At 62.4% G+C, this 25,754-nt stretch carries 31 protein-coding genes; 12 read left to right on the top strand and 19 right to left on the bottom strand.

Annotated features, from left to right (window positions below):
• Positions 1 to 18 precede the first annotated feature (18 nt).
• The 11 genes from I554_RS0111195 to dapF all read right to left on the bottom strand — a co-directional run bounded on the left by I554_RS0111195 (position 19) and on the right by dapF (position 10,199).
• Positions 19 to 759 (bottom strand): metallophosphoesterase family protein, encoded by a 741-nt coding sequence (locus I554_RS0111195; protein WP_024575636.1) that lies wholly within the window; start codon positions 757 to 759, stop codon positions 19 to 21.
• Positions 760 to 773: 14 nt separating this feature from the next.
• Positions 774 to 2,018 (bottom strand): folylpolyglutamate synthase/dihydrofolate synthase family protein, encoded by a 1,245-nt coding sequence (locus I554_RS0111190; protein WP_244432738.1) that lies wholly within the window; start codon positions 2,016 to 2,018, stop codon positions 774 to 776.
• Between the two features lie 98 nt (positions 2,019 to 2,116).
• Complete coding sequence (accD, locus tag I554_RS0111185) at positions 2,117 to 3,034, bottom strand: acetyl-CoA carboxylase, carboxyltransferase subunit beta (RefSeq protein ID WP_024575634.1); 918 nt, start codon at positions 3,032 to 3,034, stop codon at positions 2,117 to 2,119.
• Between the two features lie 91 nt (positions 3,035 to 3,125).
• A complete protein-coding gene (gene trpA, locus I554_RS0111180; protein ID WP_024575633.1) occupies positions 3,126 to 3,962 on the bottom strand; it encodes a tryptophan synthase subunit alpha in 837 nt (278 codons plus the stop codon).
• The gene (gene trpB / locus I554_RS0111175) at positions 3,959 to 5,176 is read right to left on the bottom strand and encodes a tryptophan synthase subunit beta (protein ID WP_024575632.1); all 1,218 of its coding nucleotides are present in this window, start codon (positions 5,174 to 5,176) and stop codon (positions 3,959 to 3,961) included. The genes trpA and trpB overlap by 4 nt, the downstream gene beginning before the upstream one ends.
• Entirely contained in the window at positions 5,173 to 5,853 is a 681-nt protein-coding gene (locus I554_RS0111170; RefSeq protein WP_024575631.1) for a phosphoribosylanthranilate isomerase, read from the bottom strand. Before I554_RS0111170 ends, trpB begins: the two co-directional genes overlap by 4 nt.
• Before the next feature lie 68 nt (positions 5,854 to 5,921).
• Positions 5,922 to 6,332 carry a LapA family protein gene (locus tag I554_RS0111165; protein ID WP_024575630.1) on the bottom strand — a complete coding sequence of 137 codons (411 nt, stop codon included), beginning with the start codon at positions 6,330 to 6,332 and terminating at the stop codon, positions 5,922 to 5,924.
• Positions 6,333 to 6,449: 117 nt separating this feature from the next.
• Positions 6,450 to 6,758: an integration host factor subunit beta gene (locus tag I554_RS0111160; RefSeq protein ID WP_024575629.1), complete on the bottom strand. Its 309-nt coding sequence runs from the start codon at positions 6,756 to 6,758 to the stop codon at positions 6,450 to 6,452.
• A gap of 171 nt (positions 6,759 to 6,929) precedes the next feature.
• Complete coding sequence (sppA, locus tag I554_RS0111155) at positions 6,930 to 7,910, bottom strand: signal peptide peptidase SppA (RefSeq protein WP_024575628.1); 981 nt, start codon at positions 7,908 to 7,910, stop codon at positions 6,930 to 6,932.
• Positions 7,911 to 8,065: 155 nt separating this feature from the next.
• Positions 8,066 to 9,325 carry a tRNA (N(6)-L-threonylcarbamoyladenosine(37)-C(2))-methylthiotransferase MtaB gene (gene mtaB, locus I554_RS0111150; RefSeq protein WP_024575627.1) on the bottom strand — a complete coding sequence of 420 codons (1,260 nt, stop codon included), beginning with the start codon at positions 9,323 to 9,325 and terminating at the stop codon, positions 8,066 to 8,068.
• 1 nt (position 9,326) lies between these two features.
• Positions 9,327 to 10,199, bottom strand: coding sequence for a diaminopimelate epimerase (gene dapF / locus I554_RS0111145; protein WP_024575626.1), 873 nt, complete (start codon positions 10,197 to 10,199; stop codon positions 9,327 to 9,329).
• A gap of 164 nt (positions 10,200 to 10,363) precedes the next feature.
• Here dapF and I554_RS26340 point away from each other — a divergent pair, with 164 nt between their 5' ends.
• Together I554_RS26340 and I554_RS0111135 are read left to right on the top strand one after the other, a co-directional pair.
• Positions 10,364 to 11,182, top strand: coding sequence for a GyrI-like domain-containing protein (locus I554_RS26340; RefSeq protein ID WP_024575625.1), 819 nt, complete (start codon positions 10,364 to 10,366; stop codon positions 11,180 to 11,182).
• A gap of 33 nt (positions 11,183 to 11,215) precedes the next feature.
• Positions 11,216 to 11,917, top strand: a complete 702-nt coding sequence (locus I554_RS0111135) for an SIMPL domain-containing protein (RefSeq protein ID WP_024575624.1) — start codon at positions 11,216 to 11,218, stop codon at positions 11,915 to 11,917.
• A gap of 140 nt (positions 11,918 to 12,057) precedes the next feature.
• Here I554_RS0111135 and I554_RS0111130 read toward each other — a convergent pair whose 3' ends face one another.
• On the bottom strand, positions 12,058 to 13,116 hold the full coding sequence (locus tag I554_RS0111130; RefSeq protein ID WP_024575623.1) for an MBL fold metallo-hydrolase: 1,059 nt from the start codon (positions 13,114 to 13,116) through the stop codon (positions 12,058 to 12,060).
• Positions 13,117 to 13,396: 280 nt separating this feature from the next.
• Between I554_RS0111130 and ffh the strand changes: the two genes are divergently transcribed.
• The 5 genes from ffh (at position 13,397) to rplS (ending at position 17,266) form a co-directional block, all read left to right on the top strand.
• Positions 13,397 to 14,926, top strand: a complete 1,530-nt coding sequence (ffh, locus tag I554_RS0111125) for a signal recognition particle protein (RefSeq protein ID WP_024575622.1) — start codon at positions 13,397 to 13,399, stop codon at positions 14,924 to 14,926.
• 45 nt (positions 14,927 to 14,971) lie between these two features.
• Positions 14,972 to 15,304, top strand: coding sequence for a 30S ribosomal protein S16 (gene rpsP, locus I554_RS0111120; protein WP_006023486.1), 333 nt, complete (start codon positions 14,972 to 14,974; stop codon positions 15,302 to 15,304).
• 170 nt (positions 15,305 to 15,474) lie between these two features.
• Positions 15,475 to 16,008, top strand: coding sequence for a ribosome maturation factor RimM (rimM, locus tag I554_RS0111115; protein ID WP_024575621.1), 534 nt, complete (start codon positions 15,475 to 15,477; stop codon positions 16,006 to 16,008).
• 16 nt (positions 16,009 to 16,024) lie between these two features.
• Positions 16,025 to 16,765, top strand: a complete 741-nt coding sequence (trmD, locus tag I554_RS0111110; protein ID WP_024575620.1) for a tRNA (guanosine(37)-N1)-methyltransferase TrmD — start codon at positions 16,025 to 16,027, stop codon at positions 16,763 to 16,765.
• A 102-nt stretch (positions 16,766 to 16,867) separates the two neighbouring features.
• Complete coding sequence (rplS, locus tag I554_RS0111105) at positions 16,868 to 17,266, top strand: 50S ribosomal protein L19 (RefSeq protein WP_024575619.1); 399 nt, start codon at positions 16,868 to 16,870, stop codon at positions 17,264 to 17,266.
• A 75-nt stretch (positions 17,267 to 17,341) separates the two neighbouring features.
• On the opposite strand, the gene I554_RS0111100 is transcribed toward rplS, so the two are convergent.
• Positions 17,342 to 17,755 carry a VOC family protein gene (locus I554_RS0111100; RefSeq protein ID WP_024575618.1) on the bottom strand — a complete coding sequence of 138 codons (414 nt, stop codon included), beginning with the start codon at positions 17,753 to 17,755 and terminating at the stop codon, positions 17,342 to 17,344.
• Positions 17,756 to 17,893: 138 nt separating this feature from the next.
• Between I554_RS0111100 and leuC the strand changes: the two genes are divergently transcribed.
• A complete protein-coding gene (leuC, locus tag I554_RS0111095) occupies positions 17,894 to 19,306 on the top strand; it encodes a 3-isopropylmalate dehydratase large subunit (RefSeq protein WP_024575617.1) in 1,413 nt (470 codons plus the stop codon).
• Between the two features lie 79 nt (positions 19,307 to 19,385).
• Here the strand turns inward: leuC and I554_RS0111090 are convergent, their stop codons facing one another.
• Positions 19,386 to 19,796 carry a hypothetical protein gene (locus tag I554_RS0111090; RefSeq protein ID WP_024575616.1) on the bottom strand — a complete coding sequence of 137 codons (411 nt, stop codon included), beginning with the start codon at positions 19,794 to 19,796 and terminating at the stop codon, positions 19,386 to 19,388.
• A 228-nt stretch (positions 19,797 to 20,024) separates the two neighbouring features.
• Between I554_RS0111090 and I554_RS27265 the strand changes: the two genes are divergently transcribed.
• Positions 20,025 to 20,384, top strand: a complete 360-nt coding sequence (locus tag I554_RS27265; protein ID WP_024575615.1) for a hypothetical protein — start codon at positions 20,025 to 20,027, stop codon at positions 20,382 to 20,384.
• A 146-nt stretch (positions 20,385 to 20,530) separates the two neighbouring features.
• On the opposite strand, the gene I554_RS0111080 is transcribed toward I554_RS27265, so the two are convergent.
• Positions 20,531 to 20,833: a hypothetical protein gene (locus tag I554_RS0111080; RefSeq protein ID WP_024575614.1), complete on the bottom strand. Its 303-nt coding sequence runs from the start codon at positions 20,831 to 20,833 to the stop codon at positions 20,531 to 20,533.
• Between the two features lie 172 nt (positions 20,834 to 21,005).
• Between I554_RS0111080 and I554_RS0111070 the strand changes: the two genes are divergently transcribed.
• Complete coding sequence (locus tag I554_RS0111070; RefSeq protein WP_024575613.1) at positions 21,006 to 21,404, top strand: metallopeptidase family protein; 399 nt, start codon at positions 21,006 to 21,008, stop codon at positions 21,402 to 21,404.
• Here I554_RS0111070 and I554_RS0111065 read toward each other — a convergent pair.
• Positions 21,397 to 21,651, bottom strand: a complete 255-nt coding sequence (locus tag I554_RS0111065) for a hypothetical protein (protein ID WP_024575612.1) — start codon at positions 21,649 to 21,651, stop codon at positions 21,397 to 21,399. The genes I554_RS0111070 and I554_RS0111065 overlap by 8 nt on opposite strands.
• Positions 21,652 to 21,739: 88 nt before the next feature.
• Here I554_RS0111065 and leuD point away from each other — a divergent pair, with 88 nt between their 5' ends.
• Complete coding sequence (leuD, locus tag I554_RS0111060; protein WP_024575611.1) at positions 21,740 to 22,345, top strand: 3-isopropylmalate dehydratase small subunit; 606 nt, start codon at positions 21,740 to 21,742, stop codon at positions 22,343 to 22,345.
• A gap of 70 nt (positions 22,346 to 22,415) precedes the next feature.
• Here leuD and I554_RS0111055 read toward each other — a convergent pair whose 3' ends face one another.
• On the bottom strand, positions 22,416 to 23,297 hold the full coding sequence (locus I554_RS0111055) for a CoA ester lyase (RefSeq protein ID WP_024575610.1): 882 nt from the start codon (positions 23,295 to 23,297) through the stop codon (positions 22,416 to 22,418).
• Positions 23,298 to 23,426: 129 nt separating this feature from the next.
• Between I554_RS0111055 and I554_RS0111050 the strand changes: the two genes are divergently transcribed.
• Complete coding sequence (locus tag I554_RS0111050) at positions 23,427 to 24,080, top strand: carbonic anhydrase (protein WP_024575609.1); 654 nt, start codon at positions 23,427 to 23,429, stop codon at positions 24,078 to 24,080.
• A 9-nt stretch (positions 24,081 to 24,089) separates the two neighbouring features.
• On the opposite strand, the gene I554_RS0111045 is transcribed toward I554_RS0111050, so the two are convergent.
• Together I554_RS0111045 and I554_RS0111040 are read right to left on the bottom strand one after the other, a co-directional pair.
• A complete protein-coding gene (locus tag I554_RS0111045; protein ID WP_024575608.1) occupies positions 24,090 to 24,674 on the bottom strand; it encodes a TIGR00645 family protein in 585 nt (194 codons plus the stop codon).
• Between the two features lie 42 nt (positions 24,675 to 24,716).
• On the bottom strand, positions 24,717 to 25,751 hold the full coding sequence (locus I554_RS0111040) for an aspartate-semialdehyde dehydrogenase (RefSeq protein WP_024575607.1): 1,035 nt from the start codon (positions 25,749 to 25,751) through the stop codon (positions 24,717 to 24,719).
• Positions 25,752 to 25,754 lie beyond the last annotated feature (3 nt).

Genomic DNA, 25,754 nt, shown 5'->3' with positions numbered 1-25,754 from the left:
TTTTGTTGGGTGAAAGCCCTACCTGATCCAGCCGGTCGCCAGCGCGTTCGCCAGGTCGGGATGACCGTTCTGCCGCGCCAATGCCGCCATCGCCTCGTGGTCATACGGCACATGACGGAATGTCACATGCCACTGGCCTCCGCGCTGTTCGAGGATCGCATAGCGCGCATCGGGTGACCCTGCCTCCATCATATGGCGAAACGGCACGATGTCGCGATAACCGGGCGATCCCACGCTACCGGGATTGACGATCATACGTCCATCGCCAAGGCGCACTGCCCGCGCGACATGCGTATGCCCGCACAGGATCAGCGACTGCGGGATGCCTGCGGCAGCGCGCTCAATATCCGCGATGGCCGACATGCAGACCGTCCCGTCGGGCCGGACAGTTTCGAGCCAGTAGGTTTCATCGTTCGACGGCGTCGCATGGCAGAGGTAAACCGCATCCTCAACCACCTGCGTTGACGGAATATTCCGCAGCCAGGCGAGATGACCCGCATCCAGTTGCGCGTGAACAGGCCGATCCCACGATCCCATCTCTTCCGGCGCGCGATCCATCAGGTAACGATCGTGGTTGCCGAGAACATGGACGGCATCGAGCGCCATCAGCATGTCCATCGTCCGCCGCCCGTCGAGCGGGCCGCTCGCCATGTCGCCGAGATTGACAATCCTGTCGATCCGCTGCGCGCGAATATCGGCGATCACCGCTTCCAGCGCGAGATAGTTGCCATGAACATCCGCGATGGCGGCAAAGCGCATCATGAGAATTCCGTCTACTGCGGCAGCGTTCCGTTTTCCGCCAGCACATGCCCGGTCAGATAGAGCGAGCCGGTAATGAGGATGCGCGGCGGGACATCATAGGCAAGCTTAGCAATGGCACGCAGCGCCGTCTCGACGCTCGCAGCGGTTTCGACCCGCATGCCGAGTTGCCGTGCGCTGTCGGCCAGCACATCCGGCGGCATGGCATTATCCTGATCGGGAATCTTCACCGCGATGATGTGGCGGGTCTGCCCGGCAAAATTGGCAAGAAAACCGCCGGCGTCCTTGTTGCCCATCATGCCTGCGATCACCACGAGCGGACGCGACACCCGCTCTTCAAGATCGCCGAGTGCGGCAGCCGCCACGCGCCCACCGTCGGGATTGTGACCGCCGTCGAGCCACACCTCGGCGTCCTTCGGTCCGGCGTCGACCAGCTTGCCCGATGTCAGACGCTGCATCCGCGCCGGCCATTCGGCGCGCGCGATACCCTGCTCAAATGCCGACGGTTCAATCTTGAGGGACTCGATGGCGCGCAGCGCCGCAATCGCGAGCCCGGCATTGTCGAATTGATGCCGCCCGAACAGGCGCGGAGCGGACAGATCGAGCAGACCGCGCTCGTCCGAATACACCAGCCGCCCGCGCTCCACATTGACGTGCCAGTCCTGGGTCGCAGCGTGCAGCGGCGCACGGGCGCGCTTTGCCGTCTGCTCGATCACGGCGGTTGCTTCGGCAATCTGTTCCGCGCAGATCACCGGAACGTTCTTCTTGATGATGCCCGCCTTTTCGGTGGCGATCTTGATCAGTGTGTCACCGAGAAACTCGACATGATCCATGCCGATCGGCGTGATGACACTGGCGAGCGGTGCATTGATCACGTTGGTCGCATCGAGCCGCCCGCCGAGGCCGACCTCGAGCAGCACAACATCAGCCGGATGCTCAGCGAACAGATGAAACGCCGCTGCGGTCTCGATCTCGAAAATCGTGATCGGCTCGCCGCCGTTGACACGCTCGCAGTGATCGAGCGCGGCGCGCAACTGATCGTCCGTTACAAGGGCGCCGCCGCCGACCCTGCCGAGGCGGAAGCGTTCGTTGAACCGCACAAGGTGCGGCGAAGTGTAGGCGTGAACCCGCAGGCCCGCAGCTTCGAGAATGGCGCGCAGGAACGCGACCGTCGAACCCTTTCCGTTGGTGCCGGCGACATGAATGACAGGCGGAATGCGGCGTTCGGGATGATCAAGGCGCTCAAGAATGCGCCACATCCGGTCCAGCGTCAGATCGATGCGCTTGGGATGCAGCGACGCCAGACGCGCGAGAATGTCGTCGTAGGAGCGCGATGGTTCCCTGGCCGCAGGCGACGTCACGCGGGCGACGCAGCCGCAGGCAGATCGACGGGGAGCGGCGCGGTCCGCGATTCAAAGCCTTCGGCGGCAGGCGCCTTGGTCAGCAGCCGGCAGAGCCGCCCCAGAGTCGCGCGCAGATCATGGCGATGGACCACCATGTCCACCATGCCGTGCTCTTTCAGATATTCGGCCCGCTGGAAGCCCTCGGGGAGCTTTTCACGGATGGTCTGCTCGATCACGCGCGCGCCGGCAAAGCCGATCAGTGCGCCCGGCTCGGCGATCTGCACGTCGCCCAACATTGCATACGAGGCGGTGACGCCGCCGGTGGTCGGATTGGTCAGCACCACGATGTAGGGCTGACCGATCTCACGCAGCATCTGGATCGCGACCGTGGTGCGCGGCATCTGCATCAGCGAGAGAATTCCTTCCTGCATGCGTGCGCCGCCGGAAGCAGCAAAGATGATGAAGGGCGACTTCTTCTCGACCGCGAGTTCGAGGCCCTTTACGACGGCTTCGCCCGCCGCCATGCCGAGCGACCCGCCCATGAAATCGAAATCCTGCACGGCAACCACGACGGCATTGCCTTCCAGCTTGCCGTAGCCGACCTTCACCGCGTCGTTCATGCCGGTCTTGGCGCGTGCATCCTTGATGCGGTCGACATATTTCCGCTCGTCGCGAAACTTCAGCGGATCGGCAGTCACTTCCGGAAGCGCGACATCGTACCAGGTTTCGTTGTCGAAGATCGACTTCAGCCGCGCCGTCGCGCCCATACGCAAGTGATAATTCGAACCCGGAATCACGAACTGATTCTGTTCGACATCCTTGTAGAACACGAGCTGCCCGGAATCCGGGCACTTGATCCAGAGATTCTCCGGCGTTTCGCGCTTAAGGATGCTGCGAATCTTCGGCCGGACAACGTTGGTCAACCAGTTCATGACGGGCTCCGCCTCGGTGAAATGGATATATGGACGTCCGGGCGAAGCCGGGCAACCCGGCTTCGCCCAAATATCGCTGTTGAAAGCCGCGCTATTCCGCCGCCTGCTTTGCGCCCCGTACGCCCTGCGCCAGTGCCGCCGCAAGATCGGCGACCGCAGGAACCGTCTTCGCCGTGGCGCGGCCATCCGGATCAAGCGTCGCACGCAGGGCATCGATCAATGCCGAACCTACCACGGCGCCGTTCGCCGCCTGCGCGATGCCGCGCGCGGCGTCCGGCGTGCGGATGCCGAAGCCGACACAGACCGGCAACTGGGTATGACGCTTGATGCGGGCCACAGCGGCCGACACCTGTGCGGTGTCCGCGCTCGCCGAGCCAGTGATGCCGGTGATCGAGACGTAATAAACGAAGCCCGAAGTGTTCGCGAGCACGGCCGGAAGCCGCTTGTCGTCGGTGGTCGGCGTGGCAAGGCGAATAAAATTCAGCCCGGCCTGCATCGCAGGGATGCAGAGTTCGGTATCTTCCTCGGGCGGAAGGTCGACGATGATCAAGCCATCGACACCGGCGGACTTTGCATCCGCAAGAAACTTGTCGACGCCGTAGATGTAGATCGGGTTGTAGTAACCCATCAACACGATCGGTGTGGTGTTGTCGCCCGCACGGAAATCGCGCACAACGCCGAGCGTTTTCTTCAGCGTGGTGCCAGCCTTCAACGCACGCAGACCCGCCGCCTGAATCGCGGGACCATCGGCCATCGGATCGGTGAATGGCATGCCGATCTCGATAATGTCGGCGCCCGCCTTCGGCAGTGCCTTGATGATCTCGAGCGAGGTCGCCAGATCCGGGTCGCCGCACATCACAAAGGTGACGAAGGCCGCGCGGCCTTCCTTCTTCAGTTCGGCGAAACGTGTGTCGATGCGCGTGGTCACTTCTTCTTGCCCTTCAGAATATCGCCCACCTGCGGCACGTCCTTGTCCCCGCGGCCCGACATATTGACCACCATCAGATGGTCCTTCGGCCGCTTCGGCGCGAGGTCCATGACTTTCGCGATGGCATGCGCGGGCTCCAGCGCCGGGATGATGCCTTCAAGGCGGGAGAGCAACTGAAACGCCGCCAGCGCTTCATCGTCGGTCGCCGACAGGTACGTTACGCGGCCGGTCTCATGAAGCCAGGAATGCTCCGGGCCGATGCCGGGGTAATCGAGACCTGCTGAAATCGAATGCGCGTCCTGAATCTGGCCATCGTCGTCCATCAGCAAGTAGGTGCGATTGCCGTGCAGCACACCGGGACGCCCACCCGCGATCGATGCTGCATGAAGCTGTGTCAGGCCATGACCCGCGGCCTCGACGCCGAAGATCTCGATGCCGGGATCGTCGAGGAACGGATGAAACAGCCCCATCGCATTGGAGCCGCCGCCGATGCAGGCGACCAGCGAATCCGGCAGGCGGCCTTCGGCCTCCATCATCTGCGCCCGCGTCTCGGTGCCGATGATCGACTGGAAGTCACGCACCATCATCGGATACGGATGCGGACCCGCTACCGTGCCGATGCAATAGAACGTGTCCGCGACATTGGTCACCCAATCTCTCAAGGCATCGTTCATCGCGTCTTTCAGCGTGCGCGAACCGGACTGCACCGGCACCACCTTGGCGCCCAGCATTTCCATGCGGATCACGTTCGGCTGCTGCCGCTCGACGTCGACCGCGCCCATATAGACGATGCATTCAAGTCCGAAGCGCGCGCAGAGCGTCGCGGTGGCGACGCCGTGCTGGCCCGCGCCGGTTTCCGCGATGATGCGCTTCTTGCCCATGCGCCGCGCGACCATGATCTGGCCCAGCACGTTGTTGACCTTGTGCGAACCGGTGTGATTCAGCTCTTCGCGCTTGAAGTAGATCTTCGCGCCGCCGAGATGCTCGGTCAGGCGCTGCGCGAAATACAGCGGCGACGGCCGTCCGACATAGTCCTTCAGGTAGCCGTCCATTTCCTTCTGAAACGACGGGTCGGCCTTGGCCTCCGCATAGGCCTTTTCCAGATCGAGGATCAGCGGCATCAGCGTTTCGGCAACGTAACGTCCGCCGAAAATGCCGAAGTGTCCGCGCTCGTCGGGGCCGGAACGGAAGGAATTGGGAAGTTGAACGCTCATACGCTGCTCGCAATCCTGGAAGATGTCATCGCACGCTCCGCCTCACGCGCCGCGCGGATGAAGGCACGGATCATATCGGGGTCCTTGATGCCCGGCGCGCTTTCGACGCCGGACGATACATCGACGCCATTCGCGCGGGTGACACGAACAGCCTCGGCAACGTTGCCGGCATTGAGCCCGCCGCCGACCATGAACGGAATTGCCAGCTTGATGTTTTCAAGCAGATGCCAGTCGAACGGTACGCCAAGGCCGCCGGGACGGGTGGCATCCTTCGGCGCACGCGTATCGAACAGGATGCGGTCGGCCACCGCCGCATAGCCCGGGAGCTCCGCGAGGTCGGCCGCCGTCGCCACCGGCAGCACCTTCATCACCGGCAATCCGAACTTCTGCTTGATGTCCCGCACCCGCGCGATGCTCTCGGAGCCATGAAGCTGCAGCAATCCAGGCTGCAAGGCCTCGATGCAGTTCTCGAGCGACGCGTCGTCCGCATCCACGGTCAGCGCGGCCTTGACGGCGCGGCCCCTGACCAGCCGGCCAAGCTCGCGTGCAGTGCCCAGGCTGAGGTGGCGGGGCGATGCTTCGAAGAACACGAAGCCCACCATATCCGCGCCAGCATCCAGCGCGACCTCAAGGGTCTCGCGCGTGGACAGGCCGCAAATCTTTACCGCGAATGACATGGTCTCATGGCGTGGTTGGGCCGCAGATCGGCGGCCGGACAACAGGCTTCGGAACAGCCGGGCGGGTTCTACAACGCCGCGCCGTGCTTGTCTCGCCCGATGGCCAGATAAGAGGGGGTCAGGCCCGGGGCGGAGCCGAGCGCCGGAACCTGGTTTTCGCCGGTGCGCGACGCAACCTGCAGCCGTTCGCGCAAATCGGCCAGTTCGGCGCGGGCATGGCGCGCATCCGCTTCATGCTGCCGGGCCGCCCGGCGCCAGCGGTGCTGGCCGAACCAGGTCGCGATGCCCCCGGCAATCACCCCGAACATGGCGACAGCGATAATGACGACGAACAGCGGCAGCGAGACGCCCAGCGCCGGATCACTGGAGTTGAACGGATCAAACGACAGCGTGACCATATGACGGTTCGCGACCGCAAACACGACGAACAGGATCGCAAGCGGCAGGATCACGAGAGCGTTGAAAATCTTGCGGAGCATGGTGCGTCCTCGCGACAGGTTTCCGTTTTGAGGACGACGGCTTCGGGCGCTGTCTGCTTCAAAAGCCGGTCCGCAGATATCAGCGGCCACTCCCTGGAAGAGTTACAGGGAGCCGGATCAGGTCGCGGCGGTCGTATCCGCTCCGCCTTCGCGGTTCAGCCGCTCGCGCATTTCCTTGCCGGTCTTGAAGAACGGCACACTCTTCTGCTCGACAGGAACATGCTCCCCGGTGCGCGGATTGCGCCCCGCGCGCGCGGGGCGATGCTTGACCGAAAAAGCCCCAAAACCGCGCAGTTCGACGCGGTCACCGCGTGCGAGCGCTGCAACGATTTCGTCGAGAATTGCGTTCACGATGTTCTCGACATCCCGCTGATAGAGATGCGGGTTATGCTCGGCGATGCGCTGAACGAGTTCTGATTTGATCATTGAATGCTGTGCCCGTGACGTGCGGTGAGACATTTCCGTGAAAAAGCCTTGAACTGTCAAGTCGCTAATTCAAATCGGAGGATGGCTAAATCGCGTGACAAATGTCCAGTTTCGTTGTTGCACCGGCAACCGCAATGCGGCGAAAAACACCTGAAAGCGGATTCATGACAATCAGTTCGCCGATGACGGCTGCCAAAGCGCCAACATACCGTCGAGGCCGAAGCGATCGACCGCCTGCGTGACGCCGGACTGCTCAAGCCGCCGTGAAATCGCTCCAAGGCCCACTGCATCGAGAGCGACCGACGCGGTTGCCCGCAAAAAAGTCATGTCGCCAAAGCGCGGGGCGAGCCTGTAGTCCCTCACCGGCACGTCCGGCCCGACCTTCTTTTGTGCAACGAGCCACGCAACGGCGGTCTTCTCGTCGCCGAGCTGGTCCACCAGCTTGAGACCCACCGCCTGACGGCCTGTGAACACACGGCCATCCGCCACCGTCTGCAACGTTGCGTCATCCATGTTGCGGCGATCCTTTACCAGACCGCGGAACCAGGCGTAGGAATCCTTCACCAGCGCATCGAGCGCCGCACGCGCTTCCGGGCTGGTCGGCTCATAACCATTGGGAGCCGCCTTGAGTGGCGACGACTTCACCTCTTCGACCTTGACGCCGACGGTCTTGAGCAGATCGGACACATTCGGAATCTGGAACAGCACGCCGATCGAGCCGACCAGCGACGTCTGCTGTGCGATGATCTGGTCCGACGCAAGCGCTGCGATGTATCCACCCGATGCCGCGAGACCTTCCACCACCACGACCAGCGGCTTCTTTGCCTTCAGGCGCGTCAGCGCATCGAAGAGCTGCTCGGAACCAGCTGTCGTGCCGCCCGGCGAATTGATGTGCACGATGACGGCGGCGGCGGATGACTTCTCCAGCCGTTCGAGCGCTTCGACACGCGCCTGATCGCTGCGGATCAGACCATCGATCTTTACACGTGCGATCGCGCCCGATCCGGTTATCGCGCTGCGGCTCGCCGGTGACGCCAGCACGGCCACCGCAACCACGGCGGCAATGACGCCAAGCGCGGCCACCACACGCCAGAACGTCAGCTTGCGGCGAATGCGGCGGCGATCAACGATCACATCGGAATCGAGCGACATGGATTTTCTCCTCAAGCATCAGATACTTTGCAACGGGCGTGACGATCGTTGCTCTGAAAAGTTATCCCGCGCTTTTGCGAGTGCAGCCTTGATGCATGGTTACTTCATTACATCAATTGCGACGCAAATTGAAGACAACACAATCGGCACGTCAACTACGCATTCTGCGCAAGCAATCGCTCACCGTCATGGCCGGCGATCCTGAGCGCCGTCACATGACCTTGCACGCCGCCCGCGATTGCGACCGGCACAAAGTGTTCGGTGCGTCCCTGCGTCGCGCTTTCGATCAGGACATGGCGCGTCGTTCCGACGTCCGACGCAAGCCTTCGTCGCAGCGCGGCCTCACCCGTTGTGCGCAACCGTTTGGCGCGCTCCTTGATCACGCGACCCTCGACCTGCGGCATGCGCGCCGCCGGGGTGCCGGGACGCTTTGAATAAGGAAACACGTGGAGGAATGTCAGGTCGCATTCGTCGACGAGTTCCTGCGAACGCGCGAACATCTCCTCGGTCTCGGTGGGAAAACCCGCAATGATATCCGCGCCGAAGGCGATGTCCGGCCGCAACCGCCTGACCTGCTGGCAAAACGCGATGGCGTCGGTGCGCGTATGCCGCCGCTTCATGCGCTTGAGAACGAGATCGTCGCCGGCCTGCAATGACAGATGCAGATGCGGCATCAGCCGGTCGTCGGTTGCGATCACGTCGAGCAGATCGCGATCCGCTTCGATGGAATCGATTGACGAGATGCGCAGCCGCTTCAAGTCCGGCACATGCTTGAGAATCTGCTTCGTCAGTCTTCCGAGTTGGGGTGCACCCGGCAGGTCCGCGCCATAGCTCGTGAGATCGACGCCGGTCAGCACGATCTCGGCATGGCCCGCCTCGGTCAGCGCGCGCACCTGATCGACCACCGCGCCCATCGCGACCGAGCGCGAATTGCCGCGGCCATAGGGAATAATGCAGAAGGTGCAGCGATGATCGCAGCCATTCTGAACCTGCACAAACACGCGCGGCAGCCCGCTCTGGAAACCGGCGGCGAGATGCGGCGCCATTTCGGTCACCGCCATGATGTCCGAGACGGCGATCTTGTCCCCCGGCACCTCGAACGCCGAGCGGGTCTCGCGCCACGCATCACCGCGCATCTTGTCGTCATTGCCCAGCACGCGATCGACTTCGCTCATCTGCGCGAACATCTGGGTCTGGGTCTGAGCGGCGCAGCCCGTGACCACGATGCGCACCCCCGGCCGTTCACGGTGCAGCTTGCGGATGGTCTGGCGGGCCTGCGCGACGGCTTCATTGGTGACGGCGCAGGTGTTGACGACGACAGTGTTCTGAAGGCCCGCAGCCTCTGCTTCGCGCCGGATCACGTCCGACTCGAACGTATTCAGCCGGCAGCCGAAAGTGACGACATCGACGGACATATCATGCAACGTTGGCGAACAGCGCCGGATCGAAGCGGCCCTCGAACTCGAAGGCCGCGGGACCGGTCATCAGCAAATGATCGTCCTGCGCACGCCATTCGATGGTGAGGTCGCCGCCGGGCAGCGTCATGTGAACAGTACGTTCGGTGCGCTTCAGCCGCGCCGCCGCCACTGCAGTTGCGCACGCCGCCGACCCGCAAGCCCGGGTCAGACCCGCGCCGCGCTCCCAGGTGCGCATGACGATATGCTCGCGGTCGACCACATGGGCGAGCGTGATGTTTGCGCGCTCCGGAAAGATCGGGTGATTTTCAAGCAGCGGGCCGAACCGTTCGAGATCGTAAGCCTCGATGTCGTCGACCCAGAAAATCGCGTGCGGATTGCCCATGCTGACGACCGACGGCGAATGCAGGATCGGCGCATCGATCGGTCCAATCTGCAATTCGATGTAACGTGTGTCGCGGAATTCCTCGGCCAGCGGAATATCCTGCCAGCCGAACTTCGGTACGCCCATGTCGACTGTATAGAGGCCGGGCGACGGTCCCTGCCAGCAATTCAAAAGGCCCGCACGGGTCTCAAAGGTCAGCGCATTCTTGCCGGTTTCCTCGAACACCTGCCGGGCGACGCAGCGCATGCCGTTGCCGCAGGCGGCGGCCTCCGAGCCGTCATTGTTGTAAATGCGGATAAAGGCGCTGGTCCCCTGAACGCGCGGAGGATGCAGCACCATCAGCTGATCATAGGGCACGCCCGCGGGCGACGCGACCGCGCGAGCCTCATCCGGCGTGACGGTTGCGGCAGAATCGCGCAGATCGACCACGACGATTTCGTTGCCGATGCCGTTCATCTTGGCAAAGCTATGGTTGGCGAGTGTGCTCATTGTCCCAGCCTATATGGCGAATGCAGAGCGACTTGACCAGAGTGAGCGCCTGCCTCGCGATTGCCAAGTTTGGAACGCATGCCAGTTCCGAGCGGTTCGTGGTAAACTGTGTCTGCTTCGCCGCCGGACAAGATTTACCCCCGCTGACGCCTCGGAGACCATGAATGAGTAATACCCGCGTTGCCGTTTTGGTCGCCTTGGCGCTGGTCGTTGCGGCAGCGGTCTGGATCAAGCTGCCGATGGGGCCGGTACCGGTCCAGTCGCCGCCGGCAAATACGGCAGCCACGGCGGTCCCCCCGGCAACCCCGGCTCCGGCGCCTTCGGCCGCACCCGCAGCGCCCGAGACCGCCACGCCGACGCCCCCCACTCCTCCGGCTTCAACAGCAAGCCCGGCGGCCCCGTCTGCGCCGGCCGCGGAAACCCCGCCGGCCAGCGCGCAGGCACCGGCAACACCGCCCGCGACTCCATCGGCTCCTGCGGCAGAGGCACCCGCGACGCCAGCCGCGCCAAGTGTGAAAACCGCCGATCCGTTTGGGGAGCAACAGAGCCTGACCGCCAAAAAGGTCGTGATGCTGAGAGGCAGCGCGGCCTGGGATAACGCGTTCGAAACGCTGGTCGGATCCCTGAAAACGCTAGCGGGCTTTCTCGACAAGCAGGGCATCAAGCCCGCCGGATCGTCGCTGATCGTCTACACCTCAACCGACGACGCAGGTTTCACCTATCAGGCTGAAATTCCGGTCGAACAGGACCCGAAGAATCTTGGCAGGGGCATGAGCATCGGCACATCGCCCGAAGGCCCGACACTGAAGTTCGTCCATCGCGGTTCATACGACAACATGGACAACACCTATGAGGCGATCACCAACCACCTCGATGACAAGAAGCTGGAGGCCAAAGATACGTTCATCGAAGAGTACATCACCGATCCACTGACGACGACCGAAGACAACCTCATCATCAATGTCTACGTCCCGCTGAAGTAGAACTGCCGCTCAAATCGAATCTGGAGTTTCATAATGCGTGCCCGCACCGTTTTCGCCGCGATCGCCATCGCCACCATGGCATCGTCCGCGTCCGGACAGTCCCTGCCGCCGACCGTCTCAGTCACCGGCGAAGCCTCGATCTCGGTGCCGCCGGATCTGGCGCAGATCGACAGCGGCGTCACCACCGAAGCGAAGACTGCGCGCGAGGCCTCCGAAGCCAACAACAAGGCGATGGGCGTCGTCCTGCAGGCGCTGAAAACCGCCGGCATCGCCGAAAAAGATATCCAGACATCGCGCCTGTCGCTGTCGCCGCAGAGCGCGCCGAATCGCAATGCCAATGCGCCGTTCCTGATCGTCGGTTACCGCGCCAGCAACCGTGTCACCGTCACCATTCGCGACATCACCAAGGTTGCCGACACCATCGACGTGCTGGTGGGCTCCGGCGCCAACGAGATCAGCGGCATCAGCTTCATGGTGTCGAAAGCCTCGAAGCTGCTGGACGACGCACGCTCCGAGGCCGTCGCCGATGCACGGCGCAAGGCGGAGATCTATGCGAAGGCCGCGAACATCTCGCTCGGCGCACCGATCAGCATCTCTGAAGAAACCGCGCCGGGCCCGGTGCCGTATCGCAAGATGGCCGCCGACATGGCCGCATCCGCGCCGGTGGCACAGGGCCAGGAAACGCTGCGTGTCTCGGTGAGCGTGTCTTACGAGCTCAAGCAAAAGGCGCAGTAATTCCTGCGCATGAATGCGAGGCGCACCCCGATAACGATTGTTATGCCCGGGCTTGACCCGGGCATCCATCTGAAAACGAATCTTGAAAGATCGATTGCCGGGTCAAGCCCGGCAATGACAGATGTGCGACGTGGCCGGCTTCATATCTCGAACACCTGACCGGGCTTGAGCGCGACAAACCTGTCGCGCGCAACACCTGCTGTATCGAGCGCCGTCGCTAGATCATTGACCGGCGCGTCGATCGCCTCATCGGTCAGCTGAAACGTGCCGTGATGATGCGCCAGCGCCATCTCGGCCCCGCAATCCGCCAGCGCCTTCACCGCATCTTCAGGATTCATGTGCATCTCGCGCATGAACCAGCGCGGCTCATAGGCGCCGATCGGCAGGATCGCAGCGCGCAATGGGCCATGCGCGTCGCGGACACGCCGGAAATGCGCGCCGGTGCCATAGCCGGAATCGGCGACGAGATAGAGTTTTCCGGCCGGCGTCTCCAGCACAAAGCTCGCCCACAGCGCCTTGTTGCGATCGAACAGCCCGCGCGCGGTCCAGTGACGCGTCGCCACCAGGGTGACCGCGACACCGTTGCCGATCTCGACGCGCTCGTTCCAGTCAAACGCTTCGGCACGAATCGCCGGGTCGTTCGACGCCATCGTCACATCGTTGCCGAGCGGGGTGACGACGCGCGGTGAGAATTTCGCGGCAAGCCGCGACAGGGTTCGCGCATCGAGATGATCGTAGTGCCCGTGCGAGACCAGCACCACATCAATGGTCGGCAGCTTGTCGAAATCGATACCGGGATCGTTGACGCGCTTCGGTCCCGCGAAGCTCACAGGCGACGCGCGCTCCGACCATACCGGATCGACCAGGATGTTGAGGCCCGCGGTCTGGATCAGCCAGCTTGCGTGGCCGACATAGGAGAACCGCACCTTGTTGCCCGTCACCTGCTGCGGCGGCGTGTCGGCATAGGGCGAAGGCGCGCGTTCGGGCCATTTTGCCGCCTGCTTGGTGATCTGCCAGCGCAGAACCTCCCAGAGCTTCTTCGGCGGAGAACCATCGGGGTCAAAAAAATAGGTGCCGTCGAAATGATCGGACGGGGGGCCGGCATAGGTTTTCATGCGGGATATCCAGACGGACGGCAGACCCACGGCGAGGGCGGCACCTGCGAACAGGGCAAAAAAGCGGCGGCGGGAAATGGTCATGGGCCTCGATTGGCCTGAAATGGCCGGTGTGGGCAACACTTAGGTTCCCCACAGACCATCCGCAACATGCCCCAGAATCAGCATTTTCCGGTCTTTTCTTGACTTTTCGGGCTTTGAGCGGTTTAAACGCCGCAATTCTCGAAAAGACGTTCTTTTCGACCCGCCGCCCGGCACCGGATGCCGGAGGCCAACGCCCGACAGCGCTGTGCGCCCTCGGGCGTAAACGTGTTTGGAATTTCACGTCCCCAACGGGACATGAGCAACGGGATACGGTTCGGCGATGTTCGACAATTTGTCGGAAAAGCTTGGAGGCATTCTCGATCGGCTGACACGGCGCGGTGCGCTGTCGGAGGCCGATGTCGACGCCGCCATGCGCGAAGTGCGCCGCGCGCTGCTTGAGGCCGACGTCGCGCTCGACGTGGTGCGCTCGTTCACCGACAAGGTGCGCGAGCAGGCGATCGGCGCCACCGTGGTGAAGTCGGTCACCCCCGGCCAGATGGTCGTGAAGATCGTCCACGACGAACTGGTCGCGACCCTCGGCTCCGACGGCCAGCAGATCGATCTCAATGCGCCTGCGCCTGTCGCCATCATGATGGTCGGCCTGCAGGGCTCCGGCAAAACCACCACCACCGCGAAACTGGCGCGCCGCCTGACCCAGCGCGACAAGAAAAAAGTTCTGATGGCGTCGCTCGACGTCTATCGCCCGGCTGCGCAGGAACAGCTCGCAGTTCTGGGCCGCGATCTCTCGGTCGAAACCCTTCCTATCGTCGCGGGTCAGAAGCCGGTGCAGATCGCGCAGCGCGCGCTGCAAGCTGGCAAGCTCGGCGGCTACGACATCGTGCTGCTCGATACCGCGGGCCGCACCACCCTCGACGAAGAGATGATGACGGAAGCCGCGGAGGTGAAAACCGCCGCTAAGCCGCATGAAGTGCTGCTGGTCGCGGACTCGTTGACCGGCCAGGACGCCGTCAATCTCGCGCGCGCGTTCGATCAGCGTGTCGGCCTCACCGGCATCGTGCTGACACGCGTGGACGGCGACGGACGCGGCGGCGCCGCGCTCTCCATGCGCGCTGTCACCGGCAAGCCGATCAAGCTGATCGGTACCGGCGAAAAAACCGATGCGCTGGAAGATTTTCATCCCTCGCGCATCGCCGGCCGCATCCTCGGCATGGGCGACGTCGTCTCGCTCGTTGAAAAAGCCGCGGCGCATATCGACGCCGAGAAGGCCGCGCGTGTCGCCGAGAAGATGCGCAAGGGCAAGTTCGACCTTGCCGACCTGCGCGATCAGTTGCAGCAGATGCAGACCATGGGCGGTCTCGGCGGCCTGATGGGCATGATGCCCGGCATCGCCAAGATGAAGAACCAGATCGCGGCCGCGAACCTCGACGACAAGGTCGTGAAGCGCCAGATGGCGGTGATCGACTCCATGACGCGCGAGGAGCGCAAAAATCCCGACATCCTCAAGGCCAGCCGCAAGAAGCGCATTGCCGCCGGCGCGGGCCTCAAGGTCGAGGAAGTCAACAAGCTGCTCAAGATGCACCGGAACATGGCCGACATGATGAAGGCCATGGGTCAGGGCAAGCGCGGCCCGCTCGCGGGCATGGCGCAGGCGATGGGCTTCGGCGGAGGCGGCATGCCGTCAGCCGACGCGATGAAGGAATTGGCAGCGAAGATGCCCGGAGGAATTCCGCAAGGCGCACCGACGCTGCCGAAAGATTTTCCAAATCTTCCAGGATCTGGCCTGCCGGGTCTTGGAAAACCGACACTGCCAGGCCTCGGCGGATTTCCGGGGATCGGCAAGAAGAAATAGCCGAAACAGTTTTCACGAAATTCAAACACACCAACGGAGAAGAGAATGTCAGTCGTTATCCGCCTTGCTCGCGCAGGCACCAAGAAGCGTCCGGTCTATCACGTCGTCGTCGCCGACTCGCGCTTTCCGCGCGACGGCCGTTTCATCGAGCGTCTCGGCCACTTCAACCCGCTGCTGCCGAAGGACAACGAGACCCGCCTCAAGCTCGACATGGACAAGGTCAAGGCCTGGCTCGCCAAGGGCGCGCAGCCGTCGGACCGCGTGATGCGCTTCCTCGACGCCGCCGGCGTGAAGAAGCGTGAGCCGCGCAAGAATCCGGAGAAAGCCGTGCCGCGCAAGGAACGCAAGGCCAACGCTGAAGCCGCCGCCAAGGCGTAAGCAAACAGTGTGGCGGTTTACAACTCCGCATCGTTCGCGCAGCGCGTTTCGTTTGCGGACTTGTAAACCAAAGCCACACTGTAATTATATTTGGCTAGTGTCCTTTCGCATCCGAAGTTCGCTGGGGAAGGTGCCGCACATGAGGCGAACTTCGGATGCAGGACACTAGCATGACAAAAGCAGCGCAAATCTGCGTTGCAAGAATCGGCGCCGCGCACGGTGTGCGCGGCGAGGTGCGGCTGTGGCCGTTCACCGAAGATCCGATGGCGGTGATCGATTACGGGCCGCTCTCGACCAAAGACGGCCTGCGTCAGTTTGAAGTGGTGCGCGCCCGGATTGCCAAGGATCATCTGGTTGCGGTGCTCAAGGGCATCACGACCCGCGAAGATGCCGAGCGCATCAATGGCCTTGAGCTTTATATTTCCCGCGACAAGCTGCCCGAGACGGACGAAGGCGAATACTATCACGCCGACCTGATCGGACTGCGCGCGCTCGATCCGGCAGGCACCGCGATCGGCAAGGTGCTCGCGATCCATAATTTTGGCGCAGGCGACATCATTGAAATCGCGCCGCCGCAGGGGCCGACATTGCTGCTGCCGTTTACCGACGCGGTGGTGCCGACGGTGGATCTCGCCGGCGGCCATGTGGTGATCGTGATGCCGCAAGAGATTGAAGGCGATTCTCCGTCCGACGCGGACATCTGAACCGGGATACCCGACCATGTGGCGCGCCACCGTGCTCACGCTGTTTCCGGAGATGTTTCCCGGCCCGCTCGGCGTCAGCCTTGCGGGGAAGGCGCTTGCGTCGGGCGTCTGGGCACTGGAGGCCCGCGACATTCGCGACGCCGCCACAGACAGGCATCGCAGCGTCGATGACACGCCGGCGGGCGGCGGCCCCGGCATGGTGCTGCGCGCCGATGTGCTGGCCACTGCGATTGACGCCGCACAGATCGCCCCGGAGCGCCCGCGCCTCCTGATGAGCCCGCGCGGCACCCCCCTGACCCAGAAAAAGGTCATGGAACTCGCCTCCGGGCCCGGCCCGCTGATCGTCTGCGGGCGCTTCGAGGGGATCGATCAGCGGGTCATCGAGGCCCGTGGGCTCGAGGAAATCTCCCTGGGGGACTACGTGCTCTCGGGCGGCGAAATCGCAGCCCTGGCCCTGATAGACGCCTGCGTGCGGCTTCTGCCGGGCGTCATGGGGAAGCTAAGCTCCGGAATGGACGAAAGTTTCTCGGATGGACTACTTGAATACCCCCAATACACCCGCCCCCAGGAGTTCGAGGGCCAAACCATCCCGGATGTGCTGGTCTCGGGTGACCATGCCCGGATTGAGGCCTGGCGGCGGGCGGAAGCCGAAGCCCTGACCCGCGCCCGGCGCCCGGACCTCTGGGCGGCCAAGACCGTTCAAACGGCCACTCAAAACATCGCGCCCGGCATACGAAAAGACACGACAAAAGGGTGACAACCGGGCGGCTTTGGCGTATAGCACCGGCCAATCCGTGCAGATGCTGGATACGAATTTCCGCGCAGCCCCTTCCGGGCGCGCCGCCGATGGAGTTTTGTGATGGACCTCATTCAAGAGCTCGACAAAGAGCAGCTGGAAAAGCTTTCCGCAGGAAAGACGATTCCGGATTTCGGACCGGGCGACACGGTCGTCGTCAACGTCAAGGTTGTCGAAGGCGAGCGTTCGCGCGTGCAGGCCTATGAAGGCGTCTGCATCGGCCGCAACGGCGGTGGCATCCATGAGAGCTTCACCGTCCGCAAGATTTCCTACGGCGAAGGCGTGGAGCGCGTGTTCCCGATCTACTCGCCGATGATCGACTCGATCAAGCTCGTGCGCCGCGGCAAGGTGCGCCGCGCCAAGCTGTATTACCTGCGCGGTCTGCGCGGCAAGTCGGCGCGCATCGTCGAGAAGCAGGACAACCGCGAAAAAGAATCGCTGAAGGCTGCTTCGGGCGAGTAATCGCGCAACACTCGATGATTTAAGAAAAGCGCGGTGCCTCACCGCGCTTTTTTGTTTTCGGCAGGTCGCTCGCGCCTACTTCTGCGTCAGCGGACCGTTCATGATCCAGCGGTGGCCGAACGGATCGCGCAGGATCGCGGTTCGCGTGCCCCAGAACGAATAGGTCGGTGTCACCTCGCCTTTCGCGCCGAGCTTGGTGGCGCGCGTGAAGACTTCGTCGACTTCGTCAGCGGTTGCGAATTCGAGACTGACCGACATGGTCACCGGCTCGCCCGGCAGCGGCATCCGCGCAGTGCCGAATTCGGGAAACGCGTCGGACAGAAACAGCGCGCCGCCGTTGATTTCGAGTTCGCAATGCAGGATGCGCAGGCCGTCCATCGCCGGCATCAGCGCCTTCTGCTTGGCGTCGAAGGCGGCGGTGTAAAAAGCGATCGCTCCGGCCGCAGGTGAAACAGTCAGATACGGTGCAACCGGCGGGCGTGAAGACATTGTGCCATCCTGCGTAAGCTATTATGTGGTCAGGATACTTTCCCCTCGAAGGTTAAGCGAGTAAAAAGGCCGCCTATGTTACCGGCGGCCCCAAAGGCCCCTAAATACCCATGCGGGCAGTAAAATCGGACGACGAACATGGCCAAAGCGACCACTCTCTACGACAAGATCTGGAACGACCATCTGGTTGATGAGCAGCCCGACGGCACCTGTCTGCTCTACATCGACCGCCATCTTGTCCATGAAGTCACCTCGCCGCAGGCCTTTGAAGGATTGCGCACCTCGGGCCGCAAGGTTCGCGCCCCGAAGAAGACGCTGGCCGTGGTGGATCACAACGTTCCGACCACCGACCGCTCGAAGCCTAATCCCGATCCGGAAAGCGCCGAGCAGATCGCGACGCTCGCCGAGAACGCGCGCGAATTCGGCGTGGAGTATTTCAACGAGTACGACAAGCGTCAGGGCATCGTGCACGTGATCGGTCCTGAGCAGGGCTTCACGCTGCCCGGCACGACGATCGTCTGCGGCGACAGCCACACCTCGACGCACGGCGCGTTCGGCGCGCTGGCGCACGGCATCGGCACGTCGGAAGTCGAGCATGTGCTCGCCACCCAGACGCTGATCCAGAAGAAGGCCAAGAACATGCGCGCCACCGTCGACGGCACCTTGCCCGACGGCGTCACTGCGAAGGACATCATCCTTGCCATCATCGGCGAGATCGGCACCGCGGGCGGCACAGGTTACGTGCTGGAATACGCCGGCGACGCGATCCGTTCGCTGTCGATGGAAGGCCGCATGACGGTCTGCAACATGTCGATCGAGGGCGGCGCCCGCGCCGGCCTCATTGCGCCGGATGAAAAGGCCTATGAATTCCTCAAGGGCCGTCCGATGGCACCGACCGGCGAGGCATGGGACGCCGGATTGCGCTACTGGAACACGCTGCGCACCGACGAGGGTGCGCATTTCGATCACGAGATTCGTCTCGATGCCGCGAAGCTGCCGCCGATCGTGACCTGGGGCACTTCGCCCGAGGACGTGATTTCCATCACCGGCTCCGTACCTGATCCTGCGAAGATCGAAGACGAGGCGAAGCGCCTGTCGAAGGAGCGCGCGCTGGCTTACATGGGCCTCAAGGCGGGCACCAAGATCACCGACATCAAGCTTGATCGCATCTTCATCGGCTCATGCACCAACGGGCGCATCGAGGATTTGCGCGCGGCAGCGAAGGTCGTCGCCGGCCACCACGTCAATGGCAATGTCAATGCGATGATCGTGCCGGGTTCGGGCCTTGTGAAAGAGCAGGCGGAAGCCGAAGGGCTCGACAAGATCTTCATCAAGGCCGGCTTCGAGTGGCGCGAGCCGGGCTGCTCGATGTGCCTTGCGATGAATCCCGACAAGCTGGCGCCGGAAGAACGCTGCGCGTCGACGTCGAACCGCAACTTCGAGGGCCGTCAGGGCTTCAAGGGCCGCACCCATCTGGTGTCGCCCGCGATGGCCGCAGCCGCAGCGATCGCCGGACACTTCGTCGATATCCGCGAATGGCATTCGACCTGAGCCATTCGCATCGACATCGACCGATCAAATAAAAACAGGCGCTCGAAAGAGCGCCTGTTTTGTTTTGCTCGCGCCAGACTTACCAGCCGAAGCCGATGCTGAGGCCCGGTCCATAGAAACGGGGACCGCCATAGCCGTAACCATAACCACCATAGGGATAGCCGTAGCCGTAACCGTAAGGCCGGTAATAGGCCGGCCGATAATAATAGGGGCGATAGTACGGACGATAACCATAGCCATACCCGTAATACGGTCGGTAGTAAGGGCGATAGTAGGGCCGATAATACGGCCTGTAATAGCGCGGGCCGTAGTAACCGTAGCGCCGGTAATAGCGGCGACGCGCACTGACATCGGTCGGCTGGGCTTCCGCCGGACGCGCGTCACGCGACGCCGTCGTGGCCGGTGATGCGGCGCTCGCAGGCGCGAGCGACATCCAGCCGGCAATTGAAAGAGCGGCAGCAACCGCCGCGGCTCCCACAAGCTTTCTCATTGCAGTTCTCCTCCAATCGTTGCTCGACACGTTAAAGATAACGCGCATCACCGATTTACGTTCATCCGTCCGTCAATGGCCTGCGTTGGCCCTGCGAACCAGACAGGGCCATAGCGGGTGGCCCTGCCTAAAATAAGGATGACGTCGAGTTTGGAGCAAGATCATGACGTGCGGATTTGATCAATTCTGGTCGATCCGCATCGTTGATCGAAGCTTAACTTAATACCAATGATGACGGCGATGGTGGCGCCAACCATGGTGATGATGCCAGCCGTGATGGCGACGCCAACCATGGTGGCGATGCCAGCGGTGATGGTGATGACGGCGCCAGTGAACCTGCGTTGCCATGGGCTCGGATGCCTGTTTCGCGGACGAACTCGCAGCCGGATTCATCAGCGACAACGCCTGCGCGCCGCCCGTGGGTACTGCAACCGCGAGCAGCCCGGCGACGGCTGCGAGACCAAAAATCGTTCTGACATTCATCTTCATGAACACTCTCTCCTCGTGAGCTTGAACGAATTCCGGCGCGTGTTTCTGTCCGAAGTTCGTTTGCATCAGGCTAGGAAGAATGACGTGAATGCGCGCTGAATGTCTGCGCCGCATTGATGAACAGATTTGCTCGCGCGGCATCGCGCCGCAGGCGACGATGACAATTGGTATCGATGGATTGTGTGCCACGGTATTCGCCGCCGACGATCGGCGCATTCAGAAAAAACTGAACCGCTCGCCGAAAGTCAGCCGCTCCAATAGCAGTTCACGCGCGGCACGATCACCGTTCCGCTCGGGCGATACTCATGCTCGTAGTGCGCATTGCAGACACGCTTGGAGTTCGGACCGGGATAGTTCGAGCCGCGATAAATCCGGATGCGGCGCGGCGTGCGGCGAATGACCTCACGGCTCTGCGCGGAAAATTCCTCGGCGGTCAGCCCATGATGGACAGCCGTCGAAGCAGATTGAGCCTGTGCCATACCCGGCAACGCCCAAACAATCAGGCCTGCAAAGAGGCCCAGAATGGCCGAAATCCCTGCCCGCGTCATGAAGCGCCGTCCCGTATCCATAAGTTCAGTCGATGGGCGGCAACGTCTCCGATTGAGGCGCGCCCGTCAACACCATGAACACGCAGAGGGGGAGTTCGGCGTCATGCCAACCCTTTTTGAAGTGCTCTTCGAAACCCTTGGCCCCGGTGGACAAGCCCTTTAAACAGGAGCGATGTGGCCGACTGCAAAATCCCCCACCCTTGAAGACATGGAAGCGATCGCGCATGACGCCTTCGCGCGGTTGCCGAAACACTTTCGCGATCTCTGCGAGGGATTGATCATCCAGATCGACGACTTCCCGTCGGAGGACGTTCTTGAGGAGATGAAGGCCGAGAGCGAATTCGATCTGCTCGGCCTGTTCCAAGGCGTCGGCCTGCCATTCCAGTCAAGCGGCGACATCGCTCCGATGCCGAACATGATCTGGCTCTATCGCCGTCCGATCCTCGATTACTGGGCCGAGCACGACGAGACCCTGGGTCATGTCGTGACGCATGTTCTGGTGCACGAGATCGGTCACCATTTTGGACTGTCGGACGACGACATGGAAGCGATCGAGGCTACCGTTACCTGACATGCGAGGCAGGCTTCCGGTCTTGAGCCGCGGCGGCACTTCCCAAGCGTTCGCGTTCGCAGATGCCGCCCCGGATCACCGCAGCCGACGTGCAGTCCTGCGCCGTGGCGAACACGCACACCGGCCGGTCAGCGCCGAAATCGCGGATGCACCACATTTCGGCGCGGACCCCGGTCGGCACCGCCAGAACGGCCGCGCCGGCGGCCAAAACCAGCCCTGCGGACAGCAATCGGCGCATGGCGTTCATGATGTGTCCCCCCCCTCAGCGCATAGCCTTGACGGCGTTGATGATATATTTAGAACACCTCAAACTGTAGCCGGTTCACGGGAACATCATGGACAAGTTTACGACCCTCGAGGGCGTCGCCGCACCGCTGAAGATCATCAATGTCGATACCGACATGATCATTCCCAAGCAGTATCTCAAAACCATCAAGCGCACCGGCCTCGGCAAGGGACTGTTTTCCGAGCAGCGCTACAAGGACGACGGCAGCGAGAACCCGGATTTCGTGCTCAACAAGCCGTCCTACCGCAAGGCCAAGATTCTCGTGGCCGGCGACAACTTCGGTTGCGGATCGAGCCGCGAGCACGCGCCATGGGCGCTCGGCGATTTCGGCATCCGCTGCATCATCTCGACCTCGTTCGGCGACATTTTCTACAACAACTGCTTCAAGAACGGCATTCTGCCGATCCGCGTCTCGCAGGACGAACTCGACAAGCTGTTCGACGACGCCGACCGCGGCTCCAACGCGACGCTGACGGTCGATCTTGAGAAGCAGGAAATCCGCGGCCCCGACGGCGGCACGATCAAGTTCGAGATCGATCCGTTCCGCAAGCACTGCATGCTGAACGGTCTCGACGACATCGGCCTGACCATGGAAAAGGGCAAGTCGATCGACGTGTTCGAGGCGAAGGAAAAAGCCGAGCGCCCATGGCTGTGAGCGAGTCGCGCTATCTTTGAATTTGGACTATGGCCGGGCTTGTTCCCGGCCATTGTCTTTTCGGCGTCAGCTACGCCGTCTTGAGCGCCGCGATCGCATCTGCAATCGCAATGGTGCGCTTTGCCATCTCGACATGCAGCCGCTCGACCATCTGGCCGTCGAGTTGCACCACGCCTTTGCTGGCGTTCTCCGGCAGATCGAACACACCCATGATCTTGCGCGCGCGGGCGATCTCTTCAGCGGGCGGCGTGTAGGCCGCGTTGGCAGCATCGATCTGGCCCGGATGGATCAGCGTCTTGCCGTCGAAGCCCATGTCGCGGCCCTGCGCGCACTCCTTCGCGAATCCGGCCACATCGCTGATGTCGTTGTAGGGGCCGTCGAGAATCTCAAGGCCATAGGCACGCGCCGCGAGGATGCAATGCGTGAACAGCGGCAGCATTGCCGCGCGGCCCGGCAGCATCCGCATTCGTGTTTCGCGCGCGATATCGTTCGGCCCCATGATGAAGCCGGTGAGGCGTTTGTCGCCTTCGCGCGCGGTCGCGGCGATCTCTTGTGCCGAAAGAACGCCAAGCGGGGATTCGATCATCGCCCACAGCACGATGCCGGGATCAGCCTTGAGCATGCGAAGGCGCTCCTCCAGCCTCTTGATATCGGCGGGGCGTGAAATCTTGGGCACCAGAATCCCGTCGGGCTTCGCTCTGGCGGCCATGGTCAGGTCGTCCTCCCACCACGGCGATTCCAGATTGTTGATGCGGATGATGATCTCACGCTTGCCGAAGCCGCCGGCGGCGACGGCCTGTGCGATCTGATCGCGCGCCATCGATTTTGCGTCAGGCGCAACCGAATCCTCAAGGTCGAGGATGACGGCGTCGCAGGGCAGGTTCCGCGCCTTGTCGAGCGCGCGGGCATTCGAGCCGGGCATGAACAGGACACTGCGGCGCGGACGGATCATGGTCTGGTTTCCATTGGGGAAGCAGCCTGAGTAGCACTTCCGTCCCGCGCCCGAAAGGCTTGTTCGGATGGCTCTCGTAGGTTAGCCAACCCCTGCGCGCTCCCTTGGTACGAACTTGCGAGGCCTCCTATGTCACCATTTCCCGAACACCTGCTCGCCGGCTACCAGACCTTCGTCACCCAGCGCCTGCCCACCGAACAGTCGCGCTACCGCGAACTGTCGCAAAAGGGGCAATCCCCCGAGGTCATGGTGATCGGCTGCTGCGATTCCCGTGTCTCGCCGGAGGTGATTTTCGACGCCGGACCGGGGGAACTGTTCGTTGTCCGCAACGTCGCCAACCTGGTGCCGGTGTTCCAGCCCGACAACAACGCGCACGGCGTCTCGGCAGCGCTGGAATATGCAAACCAGGTCCTGAAGATAAAGCACATCGTCGTGCTCGGGCACGCGCAGTGCGGCGGCATTCGCGCCTTCGTCGACGACAGCGCACCGCTGTCCCCCGGCGACTTCATCGGCAAATGGATGTCGATGTTCGTCAAGCCGGGCGAGAAGGTCGCGCAGCGCGACCACGAAACGATGCAGCAGTTCGTCACCAGGATCGAGAAGGCCGCGGTCCTGCGCAGCCTGGAAAACCTGATGACATTTCCGTTCGTGAAGAACCGGGTCGAGAGCGGCGAGTTGCAGCTCCACGGCGCCTATTTCGGCGTAGCCGAAGGCTCGCTGTCCATCGTCGACCAGAGCACGAACGAATTCAGCCGCGTCTACCAGCCGACCTTGGTCGGCTAGGATGGCCGGTCAGTGGCTGGCCTTGTTCGACGCCCCGTGATCGCCGAGCTTGTCCGACCACACGATCAGCAGCGTTGAGACGACAAATACGAGATGGATGCCGGCGAGCCAGGCGAGCTTCTGGGCGTCGAACGCCACATCGATATTCATGAACGCCTTCAGCACCTGAATCGCCGAGATCGCGACGATCGACGCCAGCAGCTTCTGCTTCAGCCCGGCGAAGTCGACCTTGGTCATCCATTCCGGCCAGTCGGGATGGCCGCGCGGATCGATCCGCGAGACGAAATTCTCATAGCCCGAGAACACCACGATCAGAACCAGATTGCCGGTCAGCGACACGTCGATCAGCGACAGCACGCCGAGAATGATGTCCGATTCCTTCGCCAGGGCGGCGTGAGCGATAAACTCGACCAGCAGCGCGACGAACTTGAACAACAGCACGAGGAGGCTGATGACGAGGCCGAGATAGAACGGCGCCATCAGCCAGCGGCTGTTGAACAGCAGGGATTCGAATGCGTGCTCCGCACGCTTCAGCTTTGGATTTGGCCGGTATTCCGCAGGAGAGGGCCGGTGCTCAGATGGCTCGCTTGTCATCCTGAATTCCCGGCCCCCGTTTTCCTGCTCACATCAGGCGGCTCAGGCCGCCTTCTTTTTCGGCTGCAACAGCTTGCGGTTGACCAGGCATTCCGCGATCTGAACTGCGTTCAGCGCAGCGCCCTTGCGCAGATTGTCCGACACGCACCACAGCACAAGACCGTTCTCCACCGTCGCATCCTCGCGGATACGGCTGATGTAGGTGGCGTCCTCGCCGGCGGATTCGTACGGCGTGACGTAGCCGCCCGGTTCCCGCTTGTCGATCACGAGGCAGCCCGGCGCAGTGCGCAGGATGTTGCGCGCTTCATCCGCAGAGATCGGATTCTCGAACTCGATGTTGACGGCTTCCGAGTGGCCGACGAACACCGGCACGCGCACGCAGGTCGCGGTCAGCTTGATTTTGGGATCAAGAATTTTCTTGGTCTCCGCCATCATCTTCCACTCTTCCTTGGTGAAGCCGTCCTCCATGAACACGTCGATCTGCGGGATGACGTTGAAGGCGATCCGCTTCGGGAATTTGTTATTGACCAGTTCGTCGTTGGTGTAGACGGCCTTGGTTTGCGAGAACAGTTCGTCCATCGCGTCCTTGCCGGCGCCCGAGACCGACTGGTAGGTCGAGACAACGACGCGCTTGATCTTCGCCGCATCGTGCAGCGGCTTCAGCGCAACGACGAGCTGCGCGGTCGAGCAGTTCGGATTCGCGATGATGCCCTTCTTGCGGAAATCGGTGACCGCATCCGCATTCACTTCCGGTACGATCAGCGGGACGTCCGGATCCATCCGCCACGTCGACGAATTGTCGATCACGACAGCGCCCGCGGCGGCGATCTTCGGCGACCATTCCTTCGACACGGCACCGCCGGCCGACATCAGGCAGATATCGACATCGCTAAAATCGTAATGTTCGAGCGCTTTGCATTTCAGGGTGCGGTCGCCATAGGACACTTCGACGCCCATGCTGCGGCGGGAGGCCAAAGCGACCACCTCGTCAGCCGGAAAACTGCGTTCGTCCAAGATGTTGAGCATCTCCCGGCCTACGTTGCCGGTCGCTCCAACTAGCGCAACCTTGTAACCCATCGT

Origin of the sequence: Afipia sp. OHSU_II-C1 (genome assembly GCF_000497575.1) — a bacterium.
Taxonomy (GTDB): Bacteria; Pseudomonadota; Alphaproteobacteria; order Rhizobiales; family Xanthobacteraceae; genus Afipia.
Note: the sequence above shows the minus strand (reverse complement) of the source record. Positions and strands in the feature narration are given on the sequence as shown.

Coding starts and splice junctions, on each gene's coding strand:
- I554_RS0111170 (WP_024575631.1), bottom strand. CDS start 5,853: ATGTCATTCGCGGTAAAGATTTGCGGCCTGTCCACGCGCGAGACCCTT.
- I554_RS0111065 (WP_024575612.1), bottom strand. CDS start 21,651: ATGAACGCCATGCGCCGATTGCTGTCCGCAGGGCTGGTTTTGGCCGCC.
- I554_RS26340 (WP_024575625.1), top strand. CDS start 10,364: ATGAGTAATACCCGCGTTGCCGTTTTGGTCGCCTTGGCGCTGGTCGTT.
- accD (WP_024575634.1), bottom strand. CDS start 3,034: ATGAACTGGTTGACCAACGTTGTCCGGCCGAAGATTCGCAGCATCCTT.
- I554_RS0111165 (WP_024575630.1), bottom strand. CDS start 6,332: ATGCTCCGCAAGATTTTCAACGCTCTCGTGATCCTGCCGCTTGCGATC.
- I554_RS27265 (WP_024575615.1), top strand. CDS start 20,025: ATGATGACGGCGATGGTGGCGCCAACCATGGTGATGATGCCAGCCGTG.
- I554_RS0111160 (WP_024575629.1), bottom strand. CDS start 6,758: ATGATCAAATCAGAACTCGTTCAGCGCATCGCCGAGCATAACCCGCAT.
- I554_RS0111045 (WP_024575608.1), bottom strand. CDS start 24,674: ATGACAAGCGAGCCATCTGAGCACCGGCCCTCTCCTGCGGAATACCGG.
- I554_RS0111070 (WP_024575613.1), top strand. CDS start 21,006: ATGTGGCCGACTGCAAAATCCCCCACCCTTGAAGACATGGAAGCGATC.
- I554_RS0111055 (WP_024575610.1), bottom strand. CDS start 23,297: ATGATCCGTCCGCGCCGCAGTGTCCTGTTCATGCCCGGCTCGAATGCC.
- I554_RS0111130 (WP_024575623.1), bottom strand. CDS start 13,116: ATGACCATTTCCCGCCGCCGCTTTTTTGCCCTGTTCGCAGGTGCCGCC.
- mtaB (WP_024575627.1), bottom strand. CDS start 9,325: ATGTCCGTCGATGTCGTCACTTTCGGCTGCCGGCTGAATACGTTCGAG.
- trmD (WP_024575620.1), top strand. CDS start 16,025: ATGTGGCGCGCCACCGTGCTCACGCTGTTTCCGGAGATGTTTCCCGGC.
- sppA (WP_024575628.1), bottom strand. CDS start 7,910: ATGTCGCTCGATTCCGATGTGATCGTTGATCGCCGCCGCATTCGCCGC.
- rplS (WP_024575619.1), top strand. CDS start 16,868: ATGGACCTCATTCAAGAGCTCGACAAAGAGCAGCTGGAAAAGCTTTCC.
- leuC (WP_024575617.1), top strand. CDS start 17,894: ATGGCCAAAGCGACCACTCTCTACGACAAGATCTGGAACGACCATCTG.
- I554_RS0111100 (WP_024575618.1), bottom strand. CDS start 17,755: ATGTCTTCACGCCCGCCGGTTGCACCGTATCTGACTGTTTCACCTGCG.
- trpB (WP_024575632.1), bottom strand. CDS start 5,176: ATGAGCGTTCAACTTCCCAATTCCTTCCGTTCCGGCCCCGACGAGCGC.
- I554_RS0111080 (WP_024575614.1), bottom strand. CDS start 20,833: ATGACGCGGGCAGGGATTTCGGCCATTCTGGGCCTCTTTGCAGGCCTG.
- I554_RS0111135 (WP_024575624.1), top strand. CDS start 11,216: ATGCGTGCCCGCACCGTTTTCGCCGCGATCGCCATCGCCACCATGGCA.
- rpsP (WP_006023486.1), top strand. CDS start 14,972: ATGTCAGTCGTTATCCGCCTTGCTCGCGCAGGCACCAAGAAGCGTCCG.
- rimM (WP_024575621.1), top strand. CDS start 15,475: ATGACAAAAGCAGCGCAAATCTGCGTTGCAAGAATCGGCGCCGCGCAC.
- I554_RS0111190 (WP_244432738.1), bottom strand. CDS start 2,018: ATGTGGCGCATTCTTGAGCGCCTTGATCATCCCGAACGCCGCATTCCG.
- leuD (WP_024575611.1), top strand. CDS start 21,740: ATGGACAAGTTTACGACCCTCGAGGGCGTCGCCGCACCGCTGAAGATC.
- dapF (WP_024575626.1), bottom strand. CDS start 10,199: ATGAGCACACTCGCCAACCATAGCTTTGCCAAGATGAACGGCATCGGC.
- I554_RS0111040 (WP_024575607.1), bottom strand. CDS start 25,751: ATGGGTTACAAGGTTGCGCTAGTTGGAGCGACCGGCAACGTAGGCCGG.
- I554_RS0111090 (WP_024575616.1), bottom strand. CDS start 19,796: ATGAGAAAGCTTGTGGGAGCCGCGGCGGTTGCTGCCGCTCTTTCAATT.
- ffh (WP_024575622.1), top strand. CDS start 13,397: ATGTTCGACAATTTGTCGGAAAAGCTTGGAGGCATTCTCGATCGGCTG.
- I554_RS0111195 (WP_024575636.1), bottom strand. CDS start 759: ATGCGCTTTGCCGCCATCGCGGATGTTCATGGCAACTATCTCGCGCTG.
- I554_RS0111050 (WP_024575609.1), top strand. CDS start 23,427: ATGTCACCATTTCCCGAACACCTGCTCGCCGGCTACCAGACCTTCGTC.